Raw genomic sequence first — 24,807 nt, 5'->3', positions numbered from 1 at the left:
TCCTCCTACTTGTTGAGCTTATTGCCGAGGGTGCCCCAGAAGAACCGGTTCAGCGCCGGGGCCAGGCGGCTGAGGTGGTACTGCATATGTGCTTCCGGGGTGACCGGGACGACCGACTTGCCTTTGGTGACGGCGTTGACGATCTCCTTGGCCACCTTTTCCGGGCCGTATCCGCGTTTGGCGTACAGCCCCGCACCTTGCTGCTGTCGCTGGGCCTCGTCGGCAGCCGAGAGGCCGGAAAACTGGGTGGTGCGAATGATGTTCGTGTTGACGATGCCCGGGCAGATGGTGCTCACCTTGACCTTGTCGCGTGCGAGCTCGCCCCGCAGCACGTCGGAGAACATGAACACGGCCGCCTTGCTGGTGGCGTAGGCGCCCATCTCCGGGATCGGCGTGTATGCGGCGGCACTGGAGATGTTGACGATGTGACCGCTTTTACGTTCGGCCATCCGTGGCCCGAAGGCGCGGCAGCCGTAGACGACTCCGCCCAAGTTGATATTGAGCACCCGCTGGAAGTCAGCGGACGGGGTGTCGAAGAATCGTCCGGCTTGGCCGATCCCGGCGTTGTTGATCAAAACATCCGGCACGCCGTGGGTGCCGCATACCTCGTCGGCGAAGGCGGTGACGGCGCCCTCGTCGGAGACATCCAGGGCATAGGGGTGGGCGGTGCCACCCTGCTTCTCGATGAGCCCGACCGTCTCGTTGGCGGTGTCCAGGTTGATATCGGCGGCGACGATGCGGGCCCCCTGGCCGGCGAAGGCCAAGGCGGTTTCCCGGCCGATACCGCTTCCGGCGCCGGTCACCACCACCAGGCTGTTGCGCTGGGCACTGCCGGATGTCATGCATCCTCCGAATCCTGCGCACCGCTGCGCTTACGTGATGGAGGAGATTGTAAATCACTGCGAGTGCAGTGAAAAAGGCGTGATGTTCAATACGGCGTTCATCGACGTTTGTCGAGGAAACGGGCGTTGACCTACGCGTTGAGAGAATGACGCCGCAAGGTGTCGCGCCATCTAACCACCCGAGTTGGCGTCTACCGGGGTTCCTGACATATCGTTTTGATTACTTGTCGCGTCGGGGCACGAGATCCGCTGGTCAACGGTGTCCGGTGGGTGCCTCATCGTCACCGCGAGCACACCCAGCAGACGGCCGAGAAGGACGCTACGGACAAGGGCCAACGGGCCAGCCCCGGGGTACAGCACCACCCCGTGCCGGTCTGTGTGGCACCTTCGAGGAGGGCACGACGGGAGCATCCAAGCGATGCGCTCGGCCAGGCCCTGGAGACGAGACGAGCAGCCCATGCCACACCCCGCGACCGGGCTTTACAACCCGGCATACGAGCACGATTCGTGCGGTGTCGCCATGGTCGTGGATATGCACGGCCGGCGCAGCCGCGACATCGTGGACAAGGCCATCACCGCACTGCTGAACCTGGAACACCGTGGTGCCGCGGGAGCCGAACCGAACAGCGGTGACGGCGCCGGAATCATGCTGCAGATCCCGGACAAGTTCTTCCGTGCTGTCGTAGCCGAACAAGGAACTTTCGAGCTGCCCGCTGAGGGCAGCTACGCCTCCGGTATCGCCTTCCTGCCGCAGGGATCCAAGGACGCCGCGGCCGCCTGCGAGGCCGTCGAGAAGATCGTCGAGGCAGAGGGTTTGACCGTCCTGGGTTGGCGTGAGGTTCCTCACGACGATTCTTCGCTGGGCGCCCTGGCCCGCGACGCCATGCCCACCTTCCGGCAGCTGTTCATCTCCGGCGCCTCCGGCATCGACTTGGAGCGGCGCGTCTACGTGGTGCGCAAGCGCATCGAGCACGAGCTGGGTAACCAGGGATCCGGCCGGGGCAGCCTCGGCGAGGAAACCGTCTACTTCCCAAGTCTTTCCGGTCGCACCTTCGTCTACAAGGGCATGTTGACCACCCCGCAGCTGCGGGCGTTCTACCTGGATCTGCAGGACGAGCGGGTCGAGAGCGCGCTGGGCATCGTGCACTCGCGTTTCTCCACCAACACCTTCCCGTCCTGGCCGCTGGCGCACCCCTACCGCCGGGTGGCACACAACGGTGAGATCAACACCGTCGCAGGCAATGAGAACTGGATGCGGGCCCGCGAGGCGCTCATCAAGACCGATGTCTTCGGTGAGCCTGCACAGCTCGAGAAGATCTTCCCGATCTGTACGCGCGGTGCCTCGGACACGGCGCGGTTCGACGAGGCACTGGAACTGCTGCACCTGGGTGGCCGCCCCCTGCACCACGCGGTGCTGATGATGATTCCCGAGGCGTGGGAGCGGCACGAGTCCATGGACCCGGAGCGCCGCGCCTTCTACGAGTACCACTCCTCCCTCATGGAGCCCTGGGATGGACCGGCCTCGGTCTGCTTCACCGACGGCACCATCGTCGGGGCGGTGCTCGACCGCAACGGCCTACGGCCCTCCCGTGTTTGGGTGACCAGCGACGGACTCGTCGTGATGGCCTCCGAGGCCGGCGTGCTGGATCTGGATCCGTCCACCGTCGTGCAGCGCACCCGCCTGCAGCCCGGTCGCATGTTCCTGGTGGACACCACCCAGGGCCGCATCGTCTCCGACGAAGAGGTCAAGGCCGAGCTCGCCGCCGCCCAGCCGTACAAGCAGTGGCTCGACGAGGGATTGGTGCGGCTGGAGCAGCTGCCCGACCGTCCGCACCAGCACATGCCGCATGACCGAATTGTGTTGCGCCAGCAGGTATTCGGCTACACCTACGAAGAGATCAATCTTTTGGTGGCGCCGATGGCCCGCACCGGTGCCGAGGCTCTCGGCTCGATGGGTACCGACACCCCGATCGCGGTGCTGTCCAACCGCTCCCGGATGCTGTTCGACTACTTCCAGCAGCTCTTCGCGCAGGTCACCAACCCGCCGCTGGACGCCATCCGCGAGGAGGTCGTCACCAGCCTGGGTGGTGTAATCGGACCCGAGGGCGACCTGTTGCACCCGACTGCCGAGTCGTGCCACCAGATCCTGTTGCCGCAGCCGGTGCTGCACAACGACGAGCTGGACAAGCTGATCCACCTGGACCCCGCCGATCAGGTCGGCGGGCGCCCGCATGGCTTCTCCAGCCGGGTGATCCGCTGCCTGTACCCCGTCGCCGAGGGTGGTGCCGGACTGCGGACGGCCCTCGAGTCGGTGCGCGCCGAGGTATCGGCGGCCATTGCCGACGGCGCCCAGGTGATCATCCTGTCCGACCGTGAGTCGGACGACCAGATGGCGCCCATCCCTTCACTTCTGGCGGTCGCCGCGGTGCATCACCACCTGGTGCGGGAGAAGTCGCGCACCAAGGTCGGCCTTGTGGTCGAAGCCGGTGACGCGCGCGAGGTGCACCACGTCGCGGCGCTGGTCGGTTTCGGTGCCGCGGCCGTCAACCCGTACATGGCGTTCGAGTCGATCGAGGATCTGATCGACCGCGGCGTGATCTCGGGTGTGGAGCGCGACAAGGCGATTCGCAACTACATCAAGGCCGCCGGCAAGGGTGTGCTGAAGGTGATGTCCAAGATGGGCATCTCCACGCTGGCCTCCTACACCGGCGCGCAGCTGTTCCAGGCCATCGGCCTGTCGCAGGACATGCTCGATGAGTACTTCACCGGATTGGCTTGCCCCACAGGCGGTATCGGTCTCGACGAAATTGCCGCCGATGTGGCCTCGCGCCACCACCTGGCGTTCCTGGAGCGCCCCGAGGAGTGGGCGCACCGGGAGCTGGAAGTTGGTGGCGAGTACCAGTGGCGGCGTGAGGGTGAGTACCACCTGTTCAACCCCGACACCGTGTTCAAGCTGCAGCACTCCACGCGCACGGGCCAGTACTCGGTGTTCAAGGAGTACACCCAGCTGGTCGACGACCAGAGCGAGCGGATGGCTTCGCTGCGCGGCCTGCTGAAGTTCAAGAGCCCCGAGGACGGTGGACGCCCGCCGGTCCCGCTGGATGAGGTGGAGCCCGCGAGCGAGATCGTCAAGCGCTTCTCGACCGGAGCGATGAGCTTCGGCTCGATCTCCGCCGAGGCGCACGAGACGCTGGCGATCGCGATGAACCGTCTGGGCGGCCGCTCCAACTCCGGTGAGGGCGGCGAGGATCCACGCCGGTTCACCCCCGACGAGAACGGTGACTGGCGCCGCAGCGCCATCAAGCAGGTGGCCTCCGGCCGGTTCGGGGTCACCTCGCACTACCTGAGCAACTGCACCGATATCCAGATCAAGATGGCGCAGGGCGCCAAGCCCGGTGAAGGTGGCCAGCTGCCGGCGCACAAGGTGTACCCGTGGGTGGCCGAGGTGCGGCACTCCACGCCCGGCGTGGGACTGATTTCCCCGCCGCCGCACCATGACATCTACTCGATCGAGGATCTGGCGCAGCTGATCCACGATCTGAAGAACTCGAACCCGCAGGCGCGTATCCACGTGAAGCTGGTGTCGGAGAACGGTGTCGGCACGGTCGCCACGGGTGTCTCGAAGGCGCACGCCGACGTGGTGCTCATCTCCGGGCACGATGGCGGAACGGGTGCCACCCCGCTGACCTCCATGAAGCACGCGGGTGCGCCGTGGGAGCTGGGTCTGGCCGAGACCCAGCAGACGCTGCTGCTCAACGGCCTGCGTGACCGCATCGTGGTGCAGGTGGACGGCCAGCTCAAGACCGGCCGCGACGTGATGATCGCCATGCTCTTGGGCGGCGAGGAGTTCGGTTTCGCGACCGCTCCGCTGGTGGTGTCGGGCTGCATCATGATGCGCGTGTGCCACCTGGACACCTGCCCGGTGGGTGTGGCCACCCAGAACCCGGTGCTGCGCCAGCGCTTCAACGGCAAGCCGGAGTTCGTGGAGAACTTCTTCCTGTTCATCGCCGAAGAGGTGCGTGAACTCATGGCCGAGCTCGGCTTCCGCACCGTCAACGAGGCCGTGGGGCAGGTCGGCGCGCTGGATACCGAGAAGGCGATTGCGCACTGGAAGGCCAGCAAGATCGACCTGACCCCGGTGCTGACCGAGCCGGAGTCGGCGTTCATGAACCAGGACCTGTACTGCAGCGGTTCGCAGGATCACGGCCTGGAGAAGGCGCTGGATCAGCAGCTCATCGTGATGAGCCGCGAGGCGCTGGATCACGGCACCCCGGTGAAGTTCGAGACGCTGATCACCAACGTCAACCGGACCGTCGGCACCATGCTCGGTCACGAGGTGACCAAGGCCTATGGCGGCGAAGGTCTCCCGGACGACACCATCGACATCACCTTCACCGGCTCGGCGGGCAACAGCTTCGGTGCCTTCGTGCCGCGCGGCATCACGCTGCGGTTGTTCGGTGACGCCAACGACTACGTGGGCAAGGGCCTCTCCGGTGGACACCTCGCGGTGCGCCCGTCCCGTGAGGCACCCGCCGGCTTTGAGGCCGAGAAGAACATCATCGGCGGAAACGTCATCCTGTTCGGCGCTACGAGCGGTGAGGCCTTCCTCAACGGCCTGGTGGGCGAGCGGTTCGCGGTACGCAACTCGGGAGCATCCGCTGTCGTGGAGGGCGTGGGCGATCACGGGTGCGAGTACATGACCGGTGGAACCGTGGTGGTACTCGGCCCGACCGGACGTAACTTCGCCGCGGGTATGTCCGGCGGTGTGGCCTACGTCTACGACCCGGTCAAGCAGCTGGTGGACAACCTCAACGACGAGATGGTCGATGTGGATGCGCTCGACCCCGACGATGAGCAGGTGCTGCGCAGCTTGATCGAGAAGCATGTGGCGGCGACCGACTCTGCTGTCGGACAACGCATTCTGGCCGACTGGAGCGGCCAAAGTGACTCCTTCGTCAAGGTGATGCCGCGCGACTACCGTCGCGTGCTGGAGGCAATCGCCGACGCGGAGCTGACCGGAGGCGATGTGAACGAAGCGATCATGGCGGCTGCTCGTGGGTGACCCAAGCGGCTTTCTGACCCACACCACCCGCGAACTGCCCAAGCGGCGCCCTGTGCCGCTGCGGCTGCTCGACTGGAAAGAGGTCTACGAAGACTTCGAGCACACGGCCCTGCAGACGCAGGCGTCGCGCTGCATGGACTGCGGAATCCCGTTCTGCCACAAGGGCTGTCCGCTGGGCAACCTGATTCCCGAGTGGAACGACATGGTGTACCGCGGAAACTGGCGCGAGGCCATCGAGCGGCTGCACGCCACCAACAACTTCCCCGAGTTCACCGGTCGGCTCTGCCCCGCGCCGTGTGAGGCCTCGTGTGTGCTGGGCATCAACCAGGACCCGGTGACCATCAAGCAGGTCGAGGTCGAGCTGATCGACAACGCCTTCGAGAATGACTGGGTCAAGCCCATTCCGTCTGAGGTGAAGACCGGCAAGAAGGTCGCGGTAGTGGGTTCCGGACCGGCGGGATTGGCTGCGGCACAGCAGCTCACTCGCGCCGGACACGACGTCACCGTGTACGAGCGGGCCGACCGCATCGGCGGTCTGCTGCGTTACGGCATCCCCGAGTTCAAGATGGAAAAGCGCCACATCGACCGGCGTCTGGACCAGATGCGGGCCGAGGGAACGGTTTTCGAGGCTGGTGTGAACGTTGGTGTCGACATAACCGCCGACGACCTCCGCACCAACTTCGATGCCGTGGTTCTTGCCGGCGGGGCAACCGCCTGGCGCGATCTGCCGGTTCCGGGCCGCGAGCTCGAGGGCATCTACCAGGCCATGGAATACCTGCCGTGGGCCAACAAGGTGCAGCTGGGCGATGACGTCGTGGACGCCGACGGCCAGCCGCCGATCACGGCAAAGGGCAAGCGCGTCATCATCATTGGTGGTGGCGACACCGGCGCCGACTGCCTGGGCACCGCCCACCGGCAGGGTGCGGCGAGCATCCAGCAGTTCGAGATCATGCCCAAGCCGCCGGAGCTGCGTTCCGAGCGCGACCCGTGGCCTACCTACCCGACACTGTTCCGGGTGGCCTCCGCGCACGAAGAGGGCGGCGAGCGGATCTACGCCGTGAACACCGAGCGGTTCCTCGGCGAGGACGGCAAGGTGACCGGCCTGCGCGCCCACGAGGTCGTCTTCAACGCCGGTAAGTTCGAGAAGGTCGAGGGCTCGGACTTCGAGCTGGAGGCCGATATCGTCTTCCTGGCAATGGGATTCGTTGGGCCGGAGAAGCCGGGACTGCTCGAGAATCTGGGTGTGGAGCTCACCGATCGCGGGAATGTGGCGCGCAACGACGCGTACGCGACCTCGGTCGACGGTGTGTTCGTGGCCGGAGACATGGGCCGCGGTCAGTCGCTGATCGTATGGGCGATTGCCGAGGGCCGTTCCGCTGCTGCCGCGGTGGACGCGTACCTCACCGGTGAGACGGCGCTACCCGCGCCGATCAAGCCGACCGCCGCACCCCAGCGCTAGTCGCTCCTGTCGAGAAGGCGCTCCGCGCGCGTTTCTCGTGCGTACCTCGTGTCGATTCCGTGCGCAGAAGCCTGCTCGCAGTGGTGTGAGCAGGAATGTTGCCGGGACACCCCGGGTCGGTAGCTCGCGAAGAGTTCGTTGGCCGCTACCAGATAGGTTTGCTTGTCGCGGGTGTGACACGTGAGATCGGCAGGAATTTGCGTTATGCTACTGACCGGTTCTGAAAGCTTGCCGACGCAGGAGATGTTCTCGTGCCCAACACACCCGTTACCAAGACATGGGTTGGCCGAATTACCTGGTCACTGCTCCGTCATCCCATGAAGAGTCATAGTTTCCCGGAGAAGAACGAGCGGCTCATCACCCGCGAAGAGCTCCTGCGCTTCAGCCACTGAGCGTTGCTCGCGGGAGTAGTCGGCGTGTCGAAGTGCGGACACGCGCATCGTGTCGAGATCGTTATAGACCTGTAACCAGTCAGAGTGTCGGCGGTAGCGGATAACGCCCCACCGACGGTTGCCCCTAACCCCGCACAGTCAGCACCTGCGGCCCGTCTGCGGTGATGGCGATGGTGTGTTCGGAGTGTGCGCCCCGCGACCCGTCGGCCATCCGTAGCGTCCACCCGTCCGGATCCACGATGAGCCGGTGGGTTCCGCGCCCGAACCACGGCTCCAATGCCAGCGTGAGGCCCGGCTCGAGCTTCAACCCCCGTCCCGCCGTCCCCTTGTTCGGTACGTGGGGATCCTCATGCATGGTCCGGCCCAGGCCGTGTCCACCGAAATCGGTGTTGATCCGGTAGCCGGCGCCTTCGGCGACCGTGGCCACCGCCGCGGAGATATCGCCGAGCCGATTACCCGGCCGTGCCGCCGCGATGGCTGCGTCCAGGGCCATCCGAGTGGTGTCGATCAGCCGGACATCCTCGGGGTCCGGGGTCCCGACGATGACGCTCACCGCCGAGTCGGCCACCCAGCCGTCGATACTCACCGCGAAGTCCATGCTGAGCAGATCTCCGTCGGCGAGTACGTAGTCATGGGGGAGTCCATGCAGCACAGCATCATTGACTGACAGGCAGATGACATTGCGGAATGGTCCGCGTCCAAACGAGGGGGAGTAGTCCCAGTAGCAGGACACGGCGCCGCGTTCGGTGACCATGTCACGTGCCCGCTGTTCCAGCGATAGCAGGTTGACACCCGGTGCGGCCAATGACGACAACTCCGCCAGTACCGAGGCCACGAACTCGCCGGTCACGCGCATGCGCCCGATCTCCGTGGGCGACTTCAACTCGATCACGCGTACCTCCTTGACGGTATTTAAATACCACCTTAGGGCTTTCGGTATTTAAATACCAAGACTAAAGTCGTGAACATGGTTCGTCAGCCGCTCACCGCCGAACAACTGGCCGCGGGTAAGCGTTTGGGCCGACTGCTGCGCGCCGCGCGTGCCGACCGGCCGCTCGACGATGTCGCCCGCGCTTCGGGGATCTCACCGGAGACGCTGCGGAAGATAGAAACCGGACGGCTCCCGACGCCCGCATTCGGCGCCGTCGTCCAACTCGCCGGAACCCTGTGCCTCGATCTCAACGACGTGGCGGCCGTATGGCAGGAAGAGACCAAGATCGGCGCCGCGTCCTAACCACCGCGGCCGTAAAATCGGCCGGGTGCACAGCTGGGGTGGGGAGAGGCGGCTGCCGCGTCGCGTCGTGATGAGCGCGCTGGTCATGGCGGTACTGGCAATGGTGGTACACCACCGCCTGGTCCCCTTCGACATCCGTTTCTTCGGGCTGACCGAGAACGGCTACGACCTGGATACCTATCGGGCCGCGGTCCGCGGGCTCTGGGACGGCAAGAGACTGTATGAGGCGCCGGCACTCAACCAGGCCTGGTTCGTCTACCCACCGTTCGCGACGCTGGTTCTCGCGCCGCTCGCGTGGGCCTCATTCGAGGTCGCGAAGTGGATGCTGCTGTTTCTTTCCCTTTCTGTGCTGGCACTGATCGCGTGGCGCATCCTGCGGTTGGCCGGGATTCGTGGCGACGGCCGGCTGGTTGTGGTCAGTGCCGCGCTGGCCGTCATCGTCATCGACGTCGAACCGGTGCAGGCCACCCTCTGGTGGGGTCAGATCAATGTCCTACTCATGGCGGCAGTGCTTCTCGACCTGCTGGCCCCCGCGCAGGCCCGATGGCGAGGAATAGGGCTCGGTCTGGCCGCGGGTATCAAACTCACCCCGCTGATCTTCCTGCCGTACCTGCTGCTCACCCGCCAATGGCGCGCCTCGGCGATCGCCACGGGAACCTTCGCCGCCACCGTGGCATTGACGTGGCCATTGCTGCCGCGTGACAGCGGCTGGTTCTGGAGCCATCTGGGCGATACCGCACACATCAGCCGAATCGATCACCTGGCCAACCAGTCGATCAACGGATTCCTCGCCAGGTACTTCTTCCCGCAGCCGCGCCCCGAATGGCTGTGGATCGGACTGAGCCTGGTAGTTCTTGCCGCGGGCCTCGCGGTGGCGGTGTGGGCGCACCGCAGAGGCGAACGAACTTTGGCCGTGGTCTTGGTCGGCCTCACCGGATGTGCGGTATCGCCGTTCAGTTGGGCCGCCCACTGGGTGTGGTTCGCGCCGGCGATCATTTGGCTGGTCGCGAAAGCATGTACTACACAACGGCCTTGGTCGCGTGGTTGGGCTTATCGTGCCGCGGCACTATTCGCGATGGTCTTCATGTGGACCCTGCACCGGCCAGGCCGCGGGCACACCACCATCTATTTCAGCGGGGTGTACTGGAACTTCCTGGACCTGCGGCCCTTCTGGGTGGGCCAACTGATGAGCGGTTGGTACCCGCTGGTGTTCCTGTGCTTCACGATCGGCGCCTGCGCCTGGCTGCGTCTGAGCACCGCCACGGCCGACGATCCGGCTGAGTTGGCGATGCTGACGACGGACATCGAGGACTTCGTCCCTGATGATCTGGATGAGCCGATGAGGGCGCGCGCCTAATGTCCGACGCGCCGCCGACAGCCAGGCGATGGGCTGTGTTGGCCGGTGCGGCCGTCCTGGTGGCGGCATTGATCATCACTTCGGTACTGATCACCAAGAAGCGCGGTACGGAGCGCCTGCCCGTCGAGAACGCGCCGGCTGCGCCTACCGCTTACCTGCCCACACCCGTACCGGAACATCCACTGCTGCCGTATCTTCCGACACTGGCCAATGCGCCCGGCTGGTTGGATATCAACTATTGGGCGCCTCACGGCGATGACGACTACGCCACGTCGAGGCGGGCGCGGTGTGGTTTTGCTCCGGAGCCCGGCGACCCCAACGGGCCCATGCTGATTGGTGCCTATTACAAGAGCCCGAATCGCAGCGGCCCGAGCCTTCGTGTGCAGCTGTGGAAAGCCTGGCCCGGCCGCGATGTCGTGGGCGACATGGTCGCGTGGGGCAACCACTGCGCGCGGTATGTCGATGAGTTCCACAACACCCATATCATTCGGATGATTCGCGACAGTCCGGTAATGCCCAGTGACGCTATCCAATTCGAGCACCGAAACATCACTCCTCCGATCGTTCCGGACCCGAACTACGCCGACCCCAACAATCGTGCCGTGGTGATTGCCCGCAACGGGATGGTGCTGCGCGCCGAGACCTTCCCCACCCGTGAGAACTCCGGGGAAGGTGATCTTGCGCAGACGGTGCGGGCATTCGTCGCGCAAACGGCGGAGAAACCCACCACCGTGATCTCGACCTCCAGCATCGCCCAGTGGCCTCCTGCGCGGATAGCGACACCGGCCATGGCGCAGCCCTCTGTGGAGTCTGATGTGCAGATCAGGCCACCCGACTTCCCGCCGCCTCCTGTCACTCCGGATACGCAGCCGTGCGAAAACGATCCACTCGCGTCCAGGGGAAGCAGCAGCGAAGATGCATGGCGGACGTCGCCGCCGGGAGGCGATCTGCAGGTTGTGGCGAACGGCATGAAGGTGCTGCGGGAACGCCCGGGTGTGGACGGGCTGGCACTACTCGACCGGTGGGTTCAACAATGCCGGGAACACCTCGACACCCCGAAAGTCTGTGTCGGCACCGGTTGGAGTCCGTCATTGACGGCCCTGCCGCCCATCAGAATTCACGACGAGTTGGTCACCGGCTATGAGCGGGTGGTGTTGACTCTGGGCCACACCAAAGGCGGAAATGCCACCTGCGAGGTGGCGCGCACGGTGGCACAGACAGTTCGGGTGCGCGGAGTCGTTCTCTACCAGGCGTCACCGTACGGTTCCGTATCCGGTGTGAACAAGGCCTGGCCGGAATCTGAGCAGGCGCTGCGCGAGCAACGCGATCAGCTGGCGTACGTGATCGATCGCATCCACCACGCCTAAGGTCTGACTATGGACCCGGTTAGCGCGTTACGCGAGATCGCGTACTACAAGGAGCTCGCCCGCGAGGAATCCCGCCGGGTGATGGCCTACCGCAAGGCCGCCGAGGTCATCGCCGCGCTCAGTCCCGAAGAACGAGAACGTCATGGCGACAACAAGACCTGGAAAAGCCTGACGGGTCTGGGGCCCAAGACGGCGACGGTCGCCGCCGAGGCCTGGGCCGGCAAGGTCCCGGCGACCCTCGAACAACTACGCGTCAACGCCAAGGGCACCGGTGGTGGCACGATGCGGGAAGCGCTCAAGGGGGACCTGCATCTGCACTCCAACTGGTCCGATGGATCGGTGCCCATCGATGAAATGATGAGCGCGGCCAAGGCGCTCGGCCACGAATACTGTGCGCTTACCGACCATTCGCCCCGCCTGCGGGTGGCCAACGGGCTATCGGCGGACCGGCTACGGGCGCAGCTGAAAGTCATCGATGGTTTGCGAGATCAGATGGCGCCCATGCGAATTCTGACCGGCATCGAGGTCGATATTCTCGACGACGGTGATCTGGATCAGGACCCAGAACTTCTCGATCAGCTCGACATCGTGGTGGCAAGCGTGCATTCCAAGCTTGCGATGGATTCCGCCGCCATGACGCGGCGCATGATCGCCGCCGTCACCAACCCGCGTGTGGATGTGCTGGGCCACTGCACGGGACGGCTGGTGGAGGGGGAGCGCGGCACCCGTGGTGAGTCGAAATTCGATGCCGCAGAGGTGTTCCGGGCCTGTCGCGACTCGGGCACGGCCGTCGAGATCAACTCGCGACCGGAGCGCAGGGATCCGCCGCGCCGGTTGCTCGACCTGGCGCTGAACATCGGCTGTGACTTCTCCATCGATACCGATGCGCACGCGCCCGGGCAGCTGGAGTTCTCCGGGTACGGCTGCGAACGCGCGCTCGACGCGGGGGTCCCGGAGGAACGAGTGATCAACACCTGGCCCGTCGAGCAGCTGCTGGCCCGGACCACACGGGACCGGTAGTCGCCTATTGACACTTTGAACACATTCGCGCAAAGTGTTCAAACGTGAAGCTCGTGAAGACGACGGGCCCGCGCGGTGAGGTACCTGAACCGATCGTTGCGGCCGTCGCACAGACCCTGGTCAGATCCGGAATTCAGCGATTCAGCCTTTCGGCCGCCGCCGACGAGGCGGGTGTTTCACGTGGCACCATCTACAACTGGTTCGGCGGCAAGAAGGAGGCCATCGATGTGGCCGTGGGCTTCATCGCGGGCGCCTTCATCGAGCTGTTCGCCGGGGCGGTAAGTGCCAAGACCACCCTGACCGATCAGGTCGGTGAGGCCGCGGTGCGCATCAGTGACCACCGCGCCTGGTCCGATCGCCTGGATCCGACCCTGCACGTGTCGAACGTGTTGGAGCTGGTGCTCGACGAGTGCGGTGACGACCTGATGCGCCGGTCGGTCGAGTTTTGGGTACCGCAGGTCGAGGCCGCCAAGGAACGCGGCGAGATCGGCAGGGACGTCGACGCCACCGAGGCGGCCGAATGGATCATGCGAACCCTGATGAGCATCGAGGTGCTGCCCGCCATCTCCGTCGACCTGAAGGATCCGGACCGGGTGCGCGACTACTTCTCCCGATTCATCCTGCGCGGACTGGCATGACAAATCTCGACTTTCAGGTCGCGATCATCGGGGCCGGCCCGGGTGGCATCGCCGCCGCCCACTACCTGCGTCGCCAGGGCATCGACGATTTCGTCATCCTGGACCGCGCCGACGACTTCGGCGGCACCTGGCGCGACAACACCTATCCGGGCCTCGCCGTCGACATCCCAATCTTGTTTTACCAACTGAGTTTTGCGCGAACCGGGCGGTGGAACAAGCTGTTCGCCGACGGCGCCGATATCCAGCGCTACCACTTGTCGGTGGTGGCCGAACTGGGGCTGCGTAAGCATTTCCAGGGCGGCAGTGACGTGATCGCGGAACGCTGGAATGAGGACGGCGACCACTGGGAACTCACCATCGCGGGGCAGCGGCCCATCCGCGCGCGATACGTCATCAGCGCGGTGGGCGGATACATCGACACCAAACCGGGACCGGACATCCCCGGTATCAACAGTTTTCGTGGCAGAGTCATGCGACCCAACGCCTGGGATCACTCCTACGACCACGCCGGCAAGCGTGTCGCGGTGATCGGCACCGGCTCCAGCGGCATCCAGATCGCCCCCGCCGTCGCCAGGACTGCCGCGTCGGTCACGACCTTCCAGCGCACTCCCGCATGGATCATTCCCAAACCCAACCCAGACCTTTCACCGCGCGCCCAGCAGATACTGAACGCGCCATTTGTGCTGACGATCATCAACGCGCTGATCGTTGCGTCGATGGACATCGCGGAGGCCGTGCTGTTCCACCTGCTGCCGCTGCTTCCGGAATCTGTACTGCGCCTGCTGATTCCCCGGTACGACAACATGGCGAGACGGTGGTACCGCAATCTGCTGGGGGACATCGTCAGGGACCCGAAACTGCGGGATGCCCTGATGCCCAGCTACGGCATACTCGCGCGGCGCACCATCTTGTCGAACGACTTCCTGCAGGCGGTGGATGCCGGTGCAGTTCGACTGATCACCGAGCCCATCGCACGTGTCACCGAAACCGGCATCGAGACGGCCGACGGTACCCAGCACGATGTCGACCTTCTGGTTTTGGCGACCGGCTACGAGATATACACCGATCCGGAGCATTACAAGCCGGGAGTGGTGCAGGGCCGCAACGGATTCGATATCGGTGTGTACTACCGCGACAACGAGATGCGGACCTACGGTGGGTCGGCACTGCCCGGCCTGCCCAATCGATGGATGCTGGTGGGTCCCGAGGGCAACCAGGGACAGGGCTGGCACGCGATGGTGGAGGCCAACGCGCGCCATGCGGCCCGAATCATCGGCGAATCGAGCCGGTGCCATCGTGAAGTGGCAGAGGTCAGCCGGCGGGCGTTCGACAAGTGGGTGCGCAAGATGGCTCACCAGAGCAAGGCGATCCGGCTGTATGCGACCGACTGCCAACCGCCGTTGAGCACCTACTTTGTCAATTCCAAGGGCGAGACGCGGTACTACCGTCCACAGACGGTGAGCGAAATGAATTGGTTCTCAAGGTGTTCCCCGCTCTCCGACTACGCGTTCCGCCCCGTGTCCATCGAAGCAAAGGTGCATCATGACCAGTCAGCCTGACAAACCACTTGCCGGACGCGTCGCGTACATCACCGGAGCGGGACGCGGCCAGGGGTGTGCGCACGCGATTCGGCTGGCCGCCGACGGCGCCGATATCGTGGCCATCGACACCTGTGACAAACCATCGCCCTACAACGAATACCCGTCGACCACACCGCAAGAGTTCGACGAGACCGTAGCCGCGGTAAGGGATCTGGGACGCGACATCATTGCTGAACGCGTCGACGTGCGCGATCTTGCCGGACAGCAGAAGGTGATCGACGAGGCGATTACCCGATTTGGTCGCCTGGACATCGTGGTGGCCAACGCGGGGATCGCCAGTTGGGCCCGGCTATGGGAGATCGAAGCCGACCAATGGCGTGATGTCATCGACGTCAATCTGACCGGAGTGTGGAACACCATCAAGGCGGCGGTCCCCGCAATGATCGAAGCCGGTAACGGCGGATCCATCATCACGGTGAGCTCGTCGGCCGGAATCAAGGCCATGCCGGGCTGCGGGCACTACGTGGCGGCGAAGTTCGGTGTAGTGGGCCTGACAAACTCTTTGGCAGTCGAATTGGGGGAGTATGGGATTCGCGTCAACTCCATTCATCCCTACGGAACCAACACGCCATTGGCGGCTGACCAGTCGGTGTTGAGGATGTTCGAGAAACACCCCGCATATCTGCAGAGCTTCAGTCAGACACTGGTGGACAACGATCGGCTCGTCGAACCCGCCGAGATCGCCGAGGTGGTGGCCTGGCTCGCCGGTGATGCGTCCGGTGTCATGACCGGCGCCCAAATTCCGGTCGACAAGGGGTACCTGAAGCGATGACCACCTGTCCGTTCGCGCCGGGATTCGACTTCACCGATCCGGATCTGATTCAGCAGCGCATCCCCGCCGAGGAATTCGCATACCTGCGAAAGACCGAGCCCATCTGGTGGAACGCGCAGCCCAGGGGAGTGGCGGGCTTCGATGACGACGGTTACTGGGTGGTGACCAAACACGCTGATGTCAAAGAGATATCGCGTCTCAGCGAGGTCTTCTCCAACAGTGCGAACACCACGGTGGTGCGCTACAACGAGGACATCACCCCCGAGCAGCTCGAGGTCCAGCGCGAGAACCTGCTGATCGACATGGACGAACCCAAGCACCGCGTGCTGCGGCGCATCGTCTCACCGCTCTTCACGCCCAAGGCCGTCAACGGCTTGCACGCTCGGCTTGTCGAGCGCGCCGGCGGCATCGTGGAGGCGGCCGCCGAAAAGGCCAGTGGCAATTTTGTTTCCGATATCGCCTCGGTGCTGCCGATGCACGCCATCGCGGACCTCGTGGGCATTCCGGAATCGGACCGGCAGCAGGTGCTGGACTGGACCAACCAGATGTTCGCCTACGACGACCCGGCCATCGGCAAGGACACCGCCACCACCGCGACGGTTTCGATGCTGGGCTACGCCTACGCGATGGCCGAAGAGCGCCAGCTGAATCCGCGTGACGACATACTGACCGGGCTGGTGCAAGGCGCCTACGACGACCGGCCGCTGACCCCACTGGAGTTCGCCTACTTTGTCATTCAGCTGATGGTCGCGGGCAACGAGACCTCGCGCAACGCGATCACGCACGGGGTACTGGCCTTCGCCGACAATCCCGCGCAGTGGGAGCTGTACCGCGAGCACCGCCCGCCGACAGCCGCCGACGAGATCATCCGATGGGCCAGCCCTATCATCGCCTTCCAACGCACCGCTCTGCAGGACGTCGAACTTGGCGGCGTGCAGATCGGCGCGGGCCAGCGCGTCGGCATGTTCTATGCCTCTGCCAACTTCGACGAGGACGTGTTCGACGAACCGTTCACCTTCAATATCGAGCGCGACCCCAACCCTCATCTCGCGTTCGGCGGCCACGGGATTCACTATTGCCTTGGCGCGAATCTCGCGCGGCTGGAAATCGGCATCATGTTCGACGCGTTGGCAGACAGGCTGCCGGACCTGACCCCGACCGGGGAGCCCACCCGCTTCCGGTCGGGGTGGATCAACGGCGTGGTGGCATTGCCCGCGAACTACATCGGATGAGGTCGTGGTGTTCGACAGGTCGAGCGGATATGAGGGCGTCGCCGCGGAGTTTGTCCGTGTTCGATCGACCACCGTCGGGGTGGACAGGGTCCGCGACTGGGCCAAAGCGTTGCCCTGTGGAGCCGCCGTTGTCGATCTGGGTTGCGGGCCCGGCGTTCCCCTTACCGAGGTGCTGGTAGCGGAGGGACTTCGGGTCTACGGTATTGATGCCGCACCGTCCTTCGTCCAAGCATTTCGGCGCAACCTCCCCAACACGCCGGTTGCCTGCGAATCCGTCCACGATTCGACATTTTTTGGCCGGACTTTCGATGGTGTCTTGGTCTGGGGGCTGATGTTCTTGCTTTCTGCCGAGGATCAGCGGCACCTGATCCAGCGGATTGCCGACATATTGGCGCCGGGCGGCAGGCTGCTGTTCACCTCCGCCGCGCGGATTGGGTCTGGCAAGGATGTGCTGACGGGGTTGGAGTCACGGTCCCTTGGGGCCGAGGAGTACCGCCGGCAGCTGGCAGCGGTTGGGATTTCAGTCGTCGGTGAATACGAAGATGAGGGCCACAATCACTACTTCGATGCCGTCAAGGAAATGAAGACGATTCGGCCCACATCGCCGACCGCCGAGTGAGCACACACTCTGACCTGTGCCATTACCGCAGACCTCGTGCACAGTGTGATCGGGATCGCAAGGGTCTAACTTTACTTTTCTCACCGAACCGTAAGCGGTAGCATCGCGGCATGTCCGAACACTTTGACGTGCTCATTGTCGGCGCAGGCATCTCCGGGATCAGTGCCGCGTGGCACATCCAGGATCGCTGCCCGTCCAAGACCTACGCGGTGCTTGAGGCCCGCGACGACATGGGTGGCACCTGGAACCTGTTCAAGTACCCGGGTATTCGGTCCGACTCGGACATGTACACGCTGGGTTTCCGGTTCTCCCCGTGGAATGACAGCCGCACTCTGGCCGACGGCCCGTCGATCCTCGACTACGTACACAAGACCGCAGCCAACGCCGGAATCGACGGGCACGTCCGGTACCGCCAGAAGGTCGTCGGTGCCGCCTGGAACACCGAAACCCAGCAGTGGACCGTCCAGGTGGACCACGACGGTAAGACCATCGAGTACACCTGTTCCTTCCTGTTCTGCTGCAGTGGTTACTACGACTACGACCAGGGCTACTCGCCGGAGTTCCCCGGGTTGGCGGACTTCAAGGGCACCGTGGTGCACCCGCAGCACTGGCCCGAGGACCTTGACTACAAGGGCAAGAAGGTCGTGGTGATCGGCTCGGGTGCCACCGCCGTGACGCTGGTTCCGGCGATGGCACCCGACACCGGCCACATCACCATGCTGCAGCGCTCACCCACGTACATTCTGTCGCTGCCCAACGAGAACCCGATCATCAACGGGCTGCGAAAGGTGCTGCCGGCCAAGGTGGCTTACCCCGTCGCACGCTGGATCAACATCGGCCAGCTGATCTTCAGCTACCAGGCCAGCCGCAAGTTCCCGCGTGCTGCGCGCCGGATCATCATGGCGCAGGCCAAGCTTCAGCTGCCCAAGGGATACGACTACAAGACCCACTTCGGCCCCAAGTACAACCCGTGGGACGAGCGTCTCTGTGTGGTGCCCAACGGCGACCTGTACAAAGCCGTCCGCAAGGGCAAGGCCGATATCGTCACCGACCACATCGAGACGTTCGACGAAACCGGCATCAAGCTGAAGTCGGGCAAGCACCTCGACGCTGACATTGTCATTACCGCAACGGGTTTGAACCTGAAATTCTTCAGCGGCGTCATCCCGACGGTCGACGGCGAGCCGGTGGACCTCCCCTCGCAGACCGTCTACAAGGGCGCGATGCTCACCGGCGTCCCGAACATGGCGTTCACCATCGGCTACACCAATGCCTCGTGGACGCTCAAGGCCGACCTGGTGTCGGAGTACGTGGGCCGACTGCTGAACTACATGGACGAGAACGGCTATGTGACAGCGGTTCCCGAGCTTGCCGACGAGACCCTCGAGAAGCAGCCCTTCATGGACTTCACCCCCGGGTACGTGCTGCGTGCGCTGGAGGAGCTGCCCAAGCAGGGTGACAAGCATCCGTGGCGTTTGAAGCAGAACTACGCCTACGACATCGGCATGATGCGGCGCAGCCGTGTCACCGAGGGCATGCGCTTCGGCAGGAAGAAGGCGGCAGTGGCTCCGGCCGCCGAGCGCGCAGCCGTCAACAGCTGAGGATTTCTTCAGAACGGCCGGGTGTCACGAGGTGACACCCGGCCGTTTCGCTTGTCGGACCCACGTTTTCGGCGCGCGTCCCGGTGAGCGTGTTCGCCTGGGAAGGGGCTACTTCTGTTCTGGTGGGGCAAGATTCGTGCTGGCAGAGATCAAGGCGGGCAGCATCGGCCGCATGGGCAGCAATCGCCGTACCGCAGCCAGGACTCGTGCGGTCCAGTCGGTGGTCGAGGAGGGGTCCTTGATGCTGTCGATGGCCACCCCCTGACCCATCGCGACGCACAGGCGAGCAAGGTCTTGCACGCTTTCCGTGGGAAGTCCGAGATCGTGGTAGAGCTCGGTGATCACACCGGCAACGTGGTTCAGCATGGTCCTGTCGCGGGCCGCGAGCTCGTCGTTGAGCGTCGAATTGTGCCGGGCGACCAAGGCGAGCTCTATTTTCAGCAGAGCCCAGCCGGTATCGCTGAGCGATTGCTCAATCCAGACCTGAAACCTTTCCAGGCGATCCTCTGAGGAACCTTCGGCGAGCGATTGGCGATAGCTCTCGATCACTTGCTCGGTGTGGCGATCGATGACCTCCAACGCCAGGGCCTCTTTACTCGGAAAATTCGAATACACGGCGCCCCGGCTGTAGCCAGCGTCTTCGGCCACCTGCTCATTCGACGTCGCCGCAAAACCTTGCCGTAGGTAGAGCTGGGTCGCGGACTCCACGAGTCGGGCCTTGGTCTGAGCCTGAGCCTCAGAGCGAGTCAATCGTTTGGCCACGACCGATGAGTCTATGCGGTGGGCTTCGATCATCAGAAGAACCGCGAGGTACGGTCGGTCGATGATCCGGTGTGGGATGTCGGGGTGACCGAGCTCCTGGCCGACGTCGCGGAGGGAGTGGCGACTCTCACCCTGCACGGTCCGGCGACACGTAACGCGTTCACCGCCGAGCTGGGGCGTGAACTGGGCGCCGCCTACCGGCGTCTCGACGAGGACCCAGGCGTTCGCGTCATTGTGCTTACCGGCACTGCGCCGGCGTTTTGTAGTGGTGCACAGATCTCGATGGGCGCGGAAACCTTTGCCGCCCCGGATAATCCGGATTTCTCGGCCTCGCCGGTGCAACCCGCGGCATTCGAGCTCAGTACCCCCGTCATCGCGGCGGTGAACGGGCACGCGATCGGCATTGGGATGACGCTGGCGTTGCACGCCGACATCCGGATCCTCGCCGAGGGGGCCCGCTACGCGATACCGCAGGTGCGATTCGGGGTGGCGCCGGATGCCATGGCGCACTGGACGCTACCGCGGTTGGTCGGCACGGCGGTGGCGGCAGAACTGCTGCTCACTGGCGCGAATTTCTCGGCGCGGCGGGCCGTCGAGACAGGTTTGGCCAACCGTTGTCTGCCCGCTGATGAGGTACTGGGTGCCGCGTTGGAGCTGGCTCGCGATATCGCGATAAACGTGGCGCCCGAGTCCGCGGCGCTGACCAAGCGGCTGCTGTGGGATGCGCAGATGACAGGGATGACGCCAGTCGAGGTCGCGACACGGGAGACGGCCGATCACCTGCGTCTTATGGGTTCACGGGACGCCACGGAGGGGCCGCGCGCATTCATGGAAGATCGCACCCCACGTTGGCGCGACCAGGGATGACGTCGTGCGCAGGGGTTGAATCATGACTGCGCGCCACCTCCTCTATATTTGGGTACTGAACGTATCCAGATAATCGCCGCGGCGACGAAGAAGGAGCTCACCATGGGACGACACCGCCTTGTCTCTGCCGGGGACGACGAGGCGGAAACGGACCCGCAGCTGTTTCACCGGGACTGGACGAATGCCGAAAACGCCGGGATGCCTCAGGCGGTCATCGATCCGAATCCGGATGTCGCCCCGGCGGCGCCGCCCTGGTTCAGGGGCTGACCGGACCCAATAGTCGGTTCAGGTAGCCGCCGCTGAACGTACCCTCGGGGTCCAGTCGGGCGCGGATCTCTTGGAATGTTTGCCATTCGGGATACCGCTCACCCAACTGCTCGGCAGTCAACGTGTGTCGCTTGCCCCAATGTGGGCGGCCGCCCAACCCGACCAGGATGGGCTCAAGGTCGCGGAAGTAGGGCTCCCATTGGCCGTGAATCGTTTGGTGCACTGCCAGATACACGCTCTCGCGACCGTAGGCGGGGGCCAGCAGTGCGTCATCGGCCTGGGTAAAGCGGACCTCCAGGGGGAACGCCACCTGATGCCGATTTCGTTCGATGGTGGCCAGCGCGGTCTCGATCGCCTCGCCGGCGTTGGTCAGCGGAAGTGAATACTCCATCTCGGTGAACTTCACCTTGCGCGGGCTGGCGAAAACCGCCGCGCTCTCATCCTGAGACTCATTGGAACCCGCAAGGGCCGCAACAAATCTAGATATCGATGGGGCTGCAGCGGGAAAGCGACCGGCCGTCCACATCAGGGCCCCGAGCGCGCCGTTTTCCACCAGATCGCGTTCCACCCAATGCTTGACGGGATTGCGCGGCCAGGGGGCCTCGTCGGTGCGTGTCGACTGCAGCAGCAAGACTCGTCGCGTATGCGGAAATAGGTACAGCTCAAGATGATCGGTATCGGCCAGCAGTGTGGGCAGCTCGGCCAATACGGTGTCCAGATCGTGCACGGACTGACGACGGTGCAGCCGGAAGGCGGGAACGCATTGCAGGGTGAACTCGGTGACCACCCCCAGCGCACCCAGCGAGATGCGCGCGGCACGTAGCTCGTCGCCGCCGTCGATCTCGTGAATGGTGCCATCGGCAGCCATGATTCGCATCGACTCGATGGTCTGAGAGATATTGCCGAATTTCAGGCCCGTCCCGTGCGTGCCGGTCGCCGCGGCCCCGGCGAGCGTCTGGACGTCGATATCGCCGAGGTTGGGCAGCGCGAGCCCATGGCGCAGCAACGTGCGGTTCAGTTCGTGCAGCGTGATTCCGGCTTGCACGCGCACCCGGTCTTGATTGTCCACCGAGACGAGCTGTCGCAGTTCGGAGATATCGATCTGCACGTCGTCGGTGACGCACAGTTGGGTGAAGGAATGCGAAGAGCCGATCGGCCGCACGGTTCGCCCCGATGAGCGCTTCAAGGCGAAGGCGAGCTCTTCCTCGGACCTTGGGCGAGCCACTAGTGCTGGGGCACAGGATGTTTGACCGCTCCAGTTGCGCCATTCACTCACAGGAACATCATTCCCTCACCGCGATAGGTGGCAACCGAACCGGCATGTTGACCGTCCTCGACGAGCTGTAGTTCGGTGAAATGTTCGCAGAGCTCGCCGGCCTTGGCGTGCCGGAACCACACCACATCGCCGAGCCGCAGCTCCCGTGCCCCACGCAATGGGGTCTGTACTTCCCCGGCGCCCTCAGAGGCCTCTAAAGACAAACCTGTGGGCCAGGACGGGACCGGAACCCGGCTGGGGCCTGCCGGCCCACTGGCGATATACCCGCCGCCGAGCACGGTGGCCAGCTCAGGAGCGGGTTTACGCACTACCGGCAGCGTGAACGCGGCGGCCGGATCCAGGTGCAGGCTGCGGTAGTGGTCGAACAGCGCGGGCGCGAAGAAGCCCGACCCGGCGGCCAGTTCGGTGGCGAAGCCCAACCCTGCGATGCGGGCAAGGCTGCCGGTGCCGCCGGAGTTCACCAGCTCCAGCGGAGCGGCCCCATTGGCGCGTAGCCGGGCGCTCACCGCGTCCAGGACACGGGGAAGGCGCTCGCCGAGTTCGCGTAGTGACGAGGCCTGCATCCCGCGAACAGCCAACTGGTACCAAGGATTTCCCGGAACGATATCGCCCACGCCGGCGATCTGACCGTCATAGGCCATCAGCGCTGCCAGCCGGAGCCCCGGTGTTGCGCACACTAGATCGGTGAGGGCCGCTGCCTGCTCGGGGGTGCGCACCGGTGAGCGCTTGGGCCCCAGATGCACCGGGCCGCCCAGTGGCCGCCAGCCTGCATCGATATCGAGGCATACCGGGATGGGAGCGTTCGTCTCGTGCGCGACATCTGCCAGCAGGCGGACATGGTCGGCCGAATCGATCAGGGGACGGATGACGGAGCGATGCCGCGCCGCTGTGGCCAGGGCCCCGCGATCGACACTGGGATAGGCAATCAGCAGATCATCGACACCGGCGTCGGCCAGATGCACGGCCTCTGCCGGGGTAAAGGCGAGCACCCCGTGAAAACCCGGTATCTCCAGGAACTTTCGAATCAGTGCGGTGCTGCGTATCGACTTACTGGCCACCCTGATCGGTAACCCGGAGGCGGCACCGACCAGCGTCGCGGCATTGGCCCGCGCCGCATCCATATCGACCGCGGCTAGCGGCACGGGTGCCCCCCGCAGCGCCTCGGCCAGCCGGCGCACCGACATCAGGCAGGGACCACGACAACGCCGTCATGGTCGGCGTAACAGATCGCCCCCGGTGTGAAGTCGATGCCGCCGAAGCTGACGACGACATCGCGTTCCCCAGCGCCGGTCTTGTGGCCCTTCCGCGGGTTGGTGCCGAGGGCCTTGATGCCGATGTCCATGGTCGCCAACTCGGCGCTGTCCCGGACAACGCCGTTGATGACCAGACCGGACCAGCCGCTGTCCACGGCGATCCCGGCGATGATGTCGCCAACGAGTGCGCAGTGCAGCGAGCCGCCGCCGTCAATGACCAGCACTCCGCCTGAACTAGGCTCGGACAGAATGGATTTCAGCAGGGCGTTGTCATGGTGGCAGCGCACCGTGGTGATGACCCCGGCGAAGACCGGGCGCGCACCGTACTGACCAAGCTGAAGATCGCAGCTGGCCATGTCGATGCCGAGCTCGTCTCCCAGGTCGGCGGTCGGTCGGGGTGTGATCGGTGCGGTCGTCATGCTTCGAGTTTATGGCCCGACACGTTCGGCGGACCGATCAGTCCGATTCGACGGAGTCCTCGCTGCGACGCCGACGACGCAACAGCAGCAGGGCAAGAATCGCGATCGCGGCGCCGACCGCGATCTTCAGGTTCGGGGCGGCCTGCCGCCCCTGTTCGGGTGCGGGACCGGGAATCGGCGGCGGGGCCGAGTCGACAGTCGACTTGGCCTGCGCGGCGGCCTCCTTGGCTGCGGCGGCGAGATCCGGCTGGGCAGGCTCGGGTGCGGGCGCCGGCTTGGGAGCTTCCGGCTTGGGCGCCGGTGCGACGGGCTTGGGTGCCGGAGCCTCGGCCGCTGGCGCGGGGGCAGGTGCGACCTCGGGTGCGGGCTTGGGCGCCGCCGGTGCGGACTCCGCGGCCGGGCCAGCGGCCGGTGGCGTGGGTTTGGGAGCTTCGACGGGTTTCGGAGCCTGCGCCGCCGGCGCCTTGGCGGGCTTCGGTGCCGCGGGCGGCTTCGGAGCCGGTTCGGCGCTGGATGCAGGTGTGGCCTTGGGCCCGGTCTTCGGTGGCGCCGATGAGCCGGCGGGTCGCTTGGCGGGAGCGCGCTTGGCGGCCGGACGCTTCGCGGCCTTCGCGGGCCGGGCCGGCGCCGCGGGCTTCGGTGCCTCGCCGCCGGCGGCCTTCTCCGGTGTCTGGTTGGGCTCGTTCGCCGAATTGTCCTGGTCCGCCATGCGCCTGCTCCTTCGCAAGTTTCGGTCGTCCTGGGTGTTCGTGGCTCGCTCTCGGCCA

Annotated in this window: 22 protein-coding genes; 15 read left to right on the top strand and 7 right to left on the bottom strand. The window is 64.9% G+C overall.

Going from position 1 to position 24,807, the window contains the following annotated elements; all coding sequences use genetic code 11:
* Positions 1–5: 5 nt before the first annotated feature.
* Complete coding sequence (locus tag BKG76_RS10535) at positions 6–842, bottom strand: SDR family NAD(P)-dependent oxidoreductase (RefSeq protein WP_070937603.1); 837 nt, start codon at positions 840–842, stop codon at positions 6–8.
* Positions 843–1,299: 457 nt separating this feature from the next.
* On the opposite strand from BKG76_RS10535, the gene gltB reads away from it, so the two are divergent.
* The 3 genes from gltB (at position 1,300) to BKG76_RS25140 (ending at position 7,755) form a co-directional block, all read left to right on the top strand.
* Entirely contained in the window at positions 1,300–5,904 is a 4,605-nt protein-coding gene (gene gltB / locus BKG76_RS10530; protein ID WP_070937602.1) for a glutamate synthase large subunit, read from the top strand.
* Complete coding sequence (locus BKG76_RS10525; RefSeq protein WP_070937601.1) at positions 5,897–7,363, top strand: glutamate synthase subunit beta; 1,467 nt, start codon at positions 5,897–5,899, stop codon at positions 7,361–7,363. The genes gltB and BKG76_RS10525 overlap by 8 nt, the downstream gene beginning before the upstream one ends.
* A 251-nt stretch (positions 7,364–7,614) precedes the next feature.
* The gene (locus BKG76_RS25140) at positions 7,615–7,755 is read left to right on the top strand and encodes a hypothetical protein (RefSeq protein ID WP_165611514.1); all 141 of its coding nucleotides are present in this window, start codon (positions 7,615–7,617) and stop codon (positions 7,753–7,755) included.
* Between the two features lie 124 nt (positions 7,756–7,879).
* Here the strand turns inward: BKG76_RS25140 and map are convergent, their stop codons facing one another.
* A complete protein-coding gene (gene map, locus BKG76_RS10520) occupies positions 7,880–8,647 on the bottom strand; it encodes a type I methionyl aminopeptidase (protein ID WP_070937600.1) in 768 nt (255 codons plus the stop codon).
* A gap of 75 nt (positions 8,648–8,722) precedes the next feature.
* On the opposite strand from map, the gene BKG76_RS10515 reads away from it, so the two are divergent.
* From BKG76_RS10515 to BKG76_RS10470, 10 genes are all read left to right on the top strand, one after another.
* Positions 8,723–8,989, top strand: coding sequence for a helix-turn-helix domain-containing protein (locus BKG76_RS10515; protein WP_070939113.1), 267 nt, complete (start codon positions 8,723–8,725; stop codon positions 8,987–8,989).
* A 25-nt stretch (positions 8,990–9,014) separates the two neighbouring features.
* Positions 9,015–10,346 (top strand): glycosyltransferase 87 family protein, encoded by a 1,332-nt coding sequence (locus BKG76_RS10510; RefSeq protein WP_070937599.1) that lies wholly within the window; start codon positions 9,015–9,017, stop codon positions 10,344–10,346.
* Positions 10,346–11,713, top strand: a complete 1,368-nt coding sequence (locus BKG76_RS10505) for a hypothetical protein (protein ID WP_070937598.1) — start codon at positions 10,346–10,348, stop codon at positions 11,711–11,713. The genes BKG76_RS10510 and BKG76_RS10505 overlap by 1 nt, the downstream gene beginning before the upstream one ends.
* A gap of 9 nt (positions 11,714–11,722) precedes the next feature.
* Positions 11,723–12,733, top strand: coding sequence for a PHP domain-containing protein (locus tag BKG76_RS10500; RefSeq protein ID WP_070937597.1), 1,011 nt, complete (start codon positions 11,723–11,725; stop codon positions 12,731–12,733).
* 44 nt (positions 12,734–12,777) lie between these two features.
* Positions 12,778–13,371, top strand: coding sequence for a TetR/AcrR family transcriptional regulator (locus BKG76_RS10495; RefSeq protein WP_070937596.1), 594 nt, complete (start codon positions 12,778–12,780; stop codon positions 13,369–13,371).
* Positions 13,368–14,930, top strand: coding sequence for a flavin-containing monooxygenase (locus BKG76_RS10490; RefSeq protein WP_070937595.1), 1,563 nt, complete (start codon positions 13,368–13,370; stop codon positions 14,928–14,930). Before BKG76_RS10495 ends, BKG76_RS10490 begins: the two co-directional genes overlap by 4 nt.
* Positions 14,914–15,744, top strand: a complete 831-nt coding sequence (locus BKG76_RS10485) for a mycofactocin-coupled SDR family oxidoreductase (RefSeq protein ID WP_070937594.1) — start codon at positions 14,914–14,916, stop codon at positions 15,742–15,744. The genes BKG76_RS10490 and BKG76_RS10485 overlap by 17 nt, the downstream gene beginning before the upstream one ends.
* Positions 15,741–16,976 carry a cytochrome P450 gene (locus tag BKG76_RS10480; RefSeq protein WP_070937593.1) on the top strand — a complete coding sequence of 412 codons (1,236 nt, stop codon included), beginning with the start codon at positions 15,741–15,743 and terminating at the stop codon, positions 16,974–16,976. Before BKG76_RS10485 ends, BKG76_RS10480 begins: the two co-directional genes overlap by 4 nt.
* A gap of 7 nt (positions 16,977–16,983) precedes the next feature.
* Entirely contained in the window at positions 16,984–17,595 is a 612-nt protein-coding gene (locus tag BKG76_RS10475) for a class I SAM-dependent methyltransferase (RefSeq protein ID WP_070939112.1), read from the top strand.
* A 110-nt stretch (positions 17,596–17,705) separates the two neighbouring features.
* Positions 17,706–19,196 (top strand): flavin-containing monooxygenase, encoded by a 1,491-nt coding sequence (locus tag BKG76_RS10470; protein WP_070937592.1) that lies wholly within the window; start codon positions 17,706–17,708, stop codon positions 19,194–19,196.
* Between the two features lie 108 nt (positions 19,197–19,304).
* Here BKG76_RS10470 and BKG76_RS10465 read toward each other — a convergent pair whose 3' ends face one another.
* Positions 19,305–19,958, bottom strand: a complete 654-nt coding sequence (locus BKG76_RS10465) for a TetR/AcrR family transcriptional regulator (RefSeq protein WP_165611513.1) — start codon at positions 19,956–19,958, stop codon at positions 19,305–19,307.
* An 84-nt stretch (positions 19,959–20,042) separates the two neighbouring features.
* On the opposite strand from BKG76_RS10465, the gene BKG76_RS10460 reads away from it, so the two are divergent.
* Positions 20,043–20,825: an enoyl-CoA hydratase/isomerase family protein gene (locus tag BKG76_RS10460; protein WP_070939111.1), complete on the top strand. Its 783-nt coding sequence runs from the start codon at positions 20,043–20,045 to the stop codon at positions 20,823–20,825.
* Between the two features lie 102 nt (positions 20,826–20,927).
* Entirely contained in the window at positions 20,928–21,092 is a 165-nt protein-coding gene (locus tag BKG76_RS25135) for a hypothetical protein (protein ID WP_165611512.1), read from the top strand.
* On the opposite strand, the gene BKG76_RS10450 is transcribed toward BKG76_RS25135, so the two are convergent.
* From BKG76_RS10450 to BKG76_RS10435, 4 genes are read right to left on the bottom strand one after another with little or no spacing between them, the layout of a single operon-like run.
* The gene (locus BKG76_RS10450; protein WP_070937589.1) at positions 21,082–22,368 is read right to left on the bottom strand and encodes a D-arabinono-1,4-lactone oxidase; all 1,287 of its coding nucleotides are present in this window, start codon (positions 22,366–22,368) and stop codon (positions 21,082–21,084) included. The two genes, BKG76_RS25135 and BKG76_RS10450, sit on opposite strands and share 11 nt — an antisense overlap.
* Positions 22,365–23,552 carry an amino acid deaminase/aldolase gene (locus BKG76_RS10445; RefSeq protein ID WP_070937588.1) on the bottom strand — a complete coding sequence of 396 codons (1,188 nt, stop codon included), beginning with the start codon at positions 23,550–23,552 and terminating at the stop codon, positions 22,365–22,367. Before BKG76_RS10445 ends, BKG76_RS10450 begins: the two co-directional genes overlap by 4 nt.
* Positions 23,552–24,040 carry a ribonuclease E activity regulator RraA gene (rraA, locus tag BKG76_RS10440; protein ID WP_070937587.1) on the bottom strand — a complete coding sequence of 163 codons (489 nt, stop codon included), beginning with the start codon at positions 24,038–24,040 and terminating at the stop codon, positions 23,552–23,554. Before rraA ends, BKG76_RS10445 begins: the two co-directional genes overlap by 1 nt.
* 37 nt (positions 24,041–24,077) lie before the next feature.
* The gene (locus BKG76_RS10435; protein WP_070937586.1) at positions 24,078–24,749 is read right to left on the bottom strand and encodes a hypothetical protein; all 672 of its coding nucleotides are present in this window, start codon (positions 24,747–24,749) and stop codon (positions 24,078–24,080) included.
* Positions 24,750–24,807 lie beyond the last annotated feature (58 nt).

Source organism: Mycobacteroides franklinii, from assembly GCF_001853795.1.
Classification (GTDB): Bacteria; Actinomycetota; Actinomycetes; order Mycobacteriales; family Mycobacteriaceae; genus Mycobacterium; species Mycobacterium franklinii.
Note: the sequence above shows the minus strand (reverse complement) of the source record. Positions and strands in the feature narration are given on the sequence as shown.

What these genes read in the sequence shown, in the direction of transcription:
- BKG76_RS10535 (WP_070937603.1), bottom strand. Translation starts at nt 842, where the DNA reads ATGACATCCGGCAGTGCCCAGCGCAACAGCCTGGTGGTGGTGACCGGC.
- gltB (WP_070937602.1), top strand. Translation starts at nt 1,300, where the DNA reads ATGCCACACCCCGCGACCGGGCTTTACAACCCGGCATACGAGCACGAT.
- BKG76_RS10515 (WP_070939113.1), top strand. Translation starts at nt 8,723, where the DNA reads ATGGTTCGTCAGCCGCTCACCGCCGAACAACTGGCCGCGGGTAAGCGT.
- BKG76_RS10505 (WP_070937598.1), top strand. Translation starts at nt 10,346, where the DNA reads ATGTCCGACGCGCCGCCGACAGCCAGGCGATGGGCTGTGTTGGCCGGT.
- BKG76_RS10500 (WP_070937597.1), top strand. Translation starts at nt 11,723, where the DNA reads ATGGACCCGGTTAGCGCGTTACGCGAGATCGCGTACTACAAGGAGCTC.
- BKG76_RS10490 (WP_070937595.1), top strand. Translation starts at nt 13,368, where the DNA reads ATGACAAATCTCGACTTTCAGGTCGCGATCATCGGGGCCGGCCCGGGT.
- BKG76_RS10485 (WP_070937594.1), top strand. Translation starts at nt 14,914, where the DNA reads ATGACCAGTCAGCCTGACAAACCACTTGCCGGACGCGTCGCGTACATC.
- BKG76_RS10480 (WP_070937593.1), top strand. Translation starts at nt 15,741, where the DNA reads ATGACCACCTGTCCGTTCGCGCCGGGATTCGACTTCACCGATCCGGAT.
- BKG76_RS10470 (WP_070937592.1), top strand. Translation starts at nt 17,706, where the DNA reads ATGTCCGAACACTTTGACGTGCTCATTGTCGGCGCAGGCATCTCCGGG.
- BKG76_RS25135 (WP_165611512.1), top strand. Translation starts at nt 20,928, where the DNA reads ATGGGACGACACCGCCTTGTCTCTGCCGGGGACGACGAGGCGGAAACG.
- BKG76_RS10445 (WP_070937588.1), bottom strand. Translation starts at nt 23,552, where the DNA reads ATGTCGGTGCGCCGGCTGGCCGAGGCGCTGCGGGGGGCACCCGTGCCG.
- rraA (WP_070937587.1), bottom strand. Translation starts at nt 24,040, where the DNA reads ATGACGACCGCACCGATCACACCCCGACCGACCGCCGACCTGGGAGAC.
- BKG76_RS10435 (WP_070937586.1), bottom strand. Translation starts at nt 24,749, where the DNA reads ATGGCGGACCAGGACAATTCGGCGAACGAGCCCAACCAGACACCGGAG.